General features: G+C 43.5%; 3 protein-coding genes. 2 read left to right on the forward strand and 1 reads right to left on the reverse strand.

Going from position 1 to position 3740, the window contains the following annotated elements; genetic code table 11:
* The first annotated feature begins 470 nt into the window (after positions 1–470).
* Both AB4517_RS10960 and tdh read left to right on the forward strand, forming a co-directional pair.
* Positions 471–1664, forward strand: coding sequence for a glycine C-acetyltransferase (locus tag AB4517_RS10960; protein WP_136974879.1), 1194 nt, complete (start codon positions 471–473; stop codon positions 1662–1664).
* Positions 1665–1774: 110 nt separating this feature from the next.
* A complete protein-coding gene (tdh, locus tag AB4517_RS10965; RefSeq protein ID WP_372148340.1) occupies positions 1775–2806 on the forward strand; it encodes an L-threonine 3-dehydrogenase in 1032 nt (343 codons plus the stop codon).
* A 111-nt stretch (positions 2807–2917) separates the two neighbouring features.
* Here tdh and AB4517_RS10970 read toward each other — a convergent pair.
* The coding region (locus tag AB4517_RS10970) for a tyrosine-type recombinase/integrase (RefSeq protein WP_372148341.1) at positions 2918–3740 on the reverse strand (823 nt) is incomplete at its 5' end.

Here is a 3740-nt window from a genome sequence, read left to right on the forward strand (position 1 = left end):
AGCTAATCATGATTAGCTTAATACGACTCTCCTTTTTCTCAATCTTAGATAATTGATCAAAGTTTGGGATCATTTTTGGCATACATACTCGGACTAATATTAGAAATTTACGACGTTGTGAGAGCGCTGATAACTATCATGTGAATTACAATAGTTTAACGGCAGATTCCATATAAGGAAGTGTTTTTTGGCGAAAATTTACTTTGTTGGCTGGCCAAAAAAATCATGTGCTTCGGTGTGGCTAGAGTAAGGTTCTCAAGTTGCTTAGTAAATAATCGTGTCGCTTCGAGTTACTATTCGTGCCTATGATTCATTAATGTTTTTCCAACTAAAGGGATAATCGGAACGGGGATGTTCAACTAGAATATAGGCATAAGTTTTACAGTGTAAATGATCGTGTTGAGATCGTTTACATCCCTACATAAAGCGGCGCGCGATGCTGCTGAATAATAATTAGGAAGGAGTAGACAATGTCTTCTGCATTTTACCAACAGATTCAAACTCAAATCGAAGAAGTTAAAGAAGAAGGTCTTTACAAGTCTGAGCGCATTATCACTTCTGCACAAAAAGCAGCGGTTTCTATCTCGACTGGTGAAGAAGTACTAAACTTCTGTGCAAACAACTACTTAGGTCTTGCTAACCACCCAGCTCTTATCGAAGCAGCTAAAGATGGTATGGATCAGCACGGTTTTGGTATGGCTTCAGTACGTTTCATCTGTGGTACTCAAGACTCTCACAAAGAACTAGAGCAAAAGCTATCTACGTTCCTTGGTAAAGAAGACACTATCCTTTACACATCTTGCTTTGATGCAAACGCTGGCCTATTCGAAACGATTCTAGGCAAAGAAGACGCAATCATTTCTGATGCTCTAAACCACGCATCTATCATTGATGGTGTTCGTCTATGTAAAGCAATGCGCTTCCGTTACTCGAACAACAACATGGAAGAGCTAGAGCAACAACTTATCGCAGCTAAAGAAGCGGGCGCTCGTCACACACTAATCGTAACTGACGGCGTGTTCTCAATGGACGGCGTAGTGGCTAACCTTCCTGCTATCTGTGACCTTGCAGACAAGTACGACGCACTAGTAATGGTTGATGACTCTCACGCAGTGGGCTTCATGGGCGAAAACGGCGCGGGCACTCACGAGTTCCACAACGTTGTTGACCGTATCGACATCATCACAGGTACGCTTGGTAAAGCAATGGGTGGCGCTTCAGGCGGTTACACTTCTGGTAAGAAAGAAGTGATCGACTGGCTACGTCAGCGTTCTCGTCCATACCTATTCTCTAACTCTGTTGCACCAGCAATCGTATCTGCGTCTATCCGTGTTCTAGATCTTCTTGCGGAATCAGGCGACCTACGCACTCAACTATGGGAAAACTCTGCTCACTTCCGTACTCGCATGGAAGCAGCTGGTTTCACTATGGGCGGTGCTGACCACGCAATCATCCCAATCATGCTGGGTGATGCAAAAGTAGCGGCTGAATTCGCAGAGCGCGCACTAGAGAAAGGCATCTACGTAGTAGGTTTCTCATTCCCTGTAGTGCCAAAAGGTCAAGCTCGTATCCGTACGCAAATGTCTGCTGCACACTCTCGTGAGCAACTAGACCGCGCAATCGATGCGTTCATTCAAGTTGGTAAAGACATGGGTATCATCTAATTTTAAAGGGATGCCACGAGCATCCTTTAATTAGATAGAGCAACACCCAGTAGAATATATAGATTTTTGATTCTCGCCTTACAGTTAGGCGAGATGAACTGGATAAAATTATGAAAATTAAAGCACTTTCTAAGCTTAAGCCTGAAGAAGGCATTTGGATGACCGAGGTTGAAAAACCTGAAATGGGTCATAATGATCTTCTTATTCGTATTAAGAAAACCGCAATTTGTGGTACTGACGTACATATCTACAACTGGGATGAGTGGTCACAAAACACAATCCCAGTACCTATGGTAGTAGGTCACGAATACGTGGGTGAAGTTGTTGGCATTGGCCAAGAAGTTCGTGGTTTTGAAATCGGCGACCGTGTATCTGGCGAAGGTCACATCACATGTGGTCACTGTCGTAACTGTCGTGGCGGCCGTACTCACCTTTGTCGTAACACAACAGGTGTTGGTGTTAACCGCACTGGTGCGTTCTCTGAGTTCCTTGTGATTCCTGCGTTCAACGCATTTAAGATCCCTGCAGAAATCTCTGACGATCTAGCTTCAATCTTTGACCCGTTTGGTAACGCAGTACACACAGCACTTTCTTTCGACCTAGTTGGCGAAGACGTGCTAATTACTGGTGCTGGCCCAATCGGTATCATGGCTGCAGCTGTTGCTAAGCACGTTGGTGCTCGTCACGTTGTAATCACTGATGTAAACGAGTACCGCCTAGATCTTGCTAAGAAAATGGGTGTGACTCGCGCAGTAAACGTGATGGAAGATAAGCTTGAAGACGTAATGTCTGATCTTGGCATGACTGAAGGCTTCGATGTAGGCCTAGAAATGTCTGGTAACCCATCTGCGTTCAACAGCATGCTGACTAACATGAACCACGGCGGTAAGATCTCTCTACTAGGTATTCCACCATCAGATATGGCAGTAGACTGGAACCAAGTAATCTTTAAAGGCTTGGTTATCAAAGGTATCTACGGTCGTGAGATGTTCGAAACTTGGTACAAGATGGCTTCACTAATCCAATCAGGCCTAGATTTAACGCCAATTATCACGCATCACTTCAAGGTTGATGACTTCCAAAAAGGCTTCGACGCTATGCGTAGCGGGCTTTCAGGAAAGGTTATCCTTGATTGGGAATAGTCTAAATTAGGCTCTCATTAGTAAAAGGCGACAGGTTAAATTGTCGCCTTTTTTACGTCTAAAACCGCTAAATAACGCTCGATTACAGTGGCTGTCACCATTTTGTCGCCATTAATTTTCTAAAGGATTGAGGTGAACTGCCTGCATCAAATGCTCGGGAGCAAAGTGAGAATACGCCATTGTCTGCTCAATTTTTGTGTGACCTAGAATCCGCTGAAACACCAAAATATCCCCTTTATTCATCATAAAGTGCGAAGCAAATGTATGCCGTAGAACATGCGTTGCTTGCCCACTTGGAACATGATTAGGTAAAGCCCTTTTAATGTAGCGCCAGGCATCCTTATAAGTAGTGTCAAAAATCTTATGGTCGTTCACTGCGATATCTAAGATCTCATGATACAAAGCAGGTGAGATGGGCACACTTCGATTTCTCTTACCTTTTGTCTCGGTGTAAGTTAGCTTGAATTCAGCTACTTGTGAACGGGTAAGAGTGAGAGCTTCACTTATACGAGCACCGGTGGCTAAGCAAATCTTAGAGATTACAATGAGCTGTGGAATCGAGACTGTAATTACGCGGTTGAAATTCTTCAGGTTAAATAGGAACTCTTCAATTTGTGGCTTGGTTAGATATGCCAGGTTCTTCTCGCTAGTTTTGATTGTATCGATAGCTTCAATCGGGTTGGGGTATTTCCATTGATTGTACTTGATTAGTTTCTTGAACATTCCCTTTAGATAAATCAATTCCATGTTATGTGTTGTTGGTGAAATCTCAACAGATTTATTTTTGCCACGGTAAGGTATTCGTGTTGCACGATAGTCCAAGTAGTCTCGTTCTTTAAGGTGGTAGGCAATCGGGTTACCTAATCCTTCAATTGTTTTGGCTATCAGATCCCGAGCTTGCTGATCCGCACCAGTAGTTTTGGACACTGAGTTA

This window comes from Vibrio sp. 10N.222.52.C3 (assembly GCF_041474195.1).
In the GTDB taxonomy this organism is placed as follows: Bacteria; Pseudomonadota; Gammaproteobacteria; order Enterobacterales; family Vibrionaceae; genus Vibrio; species Vibrio crassostreae_C.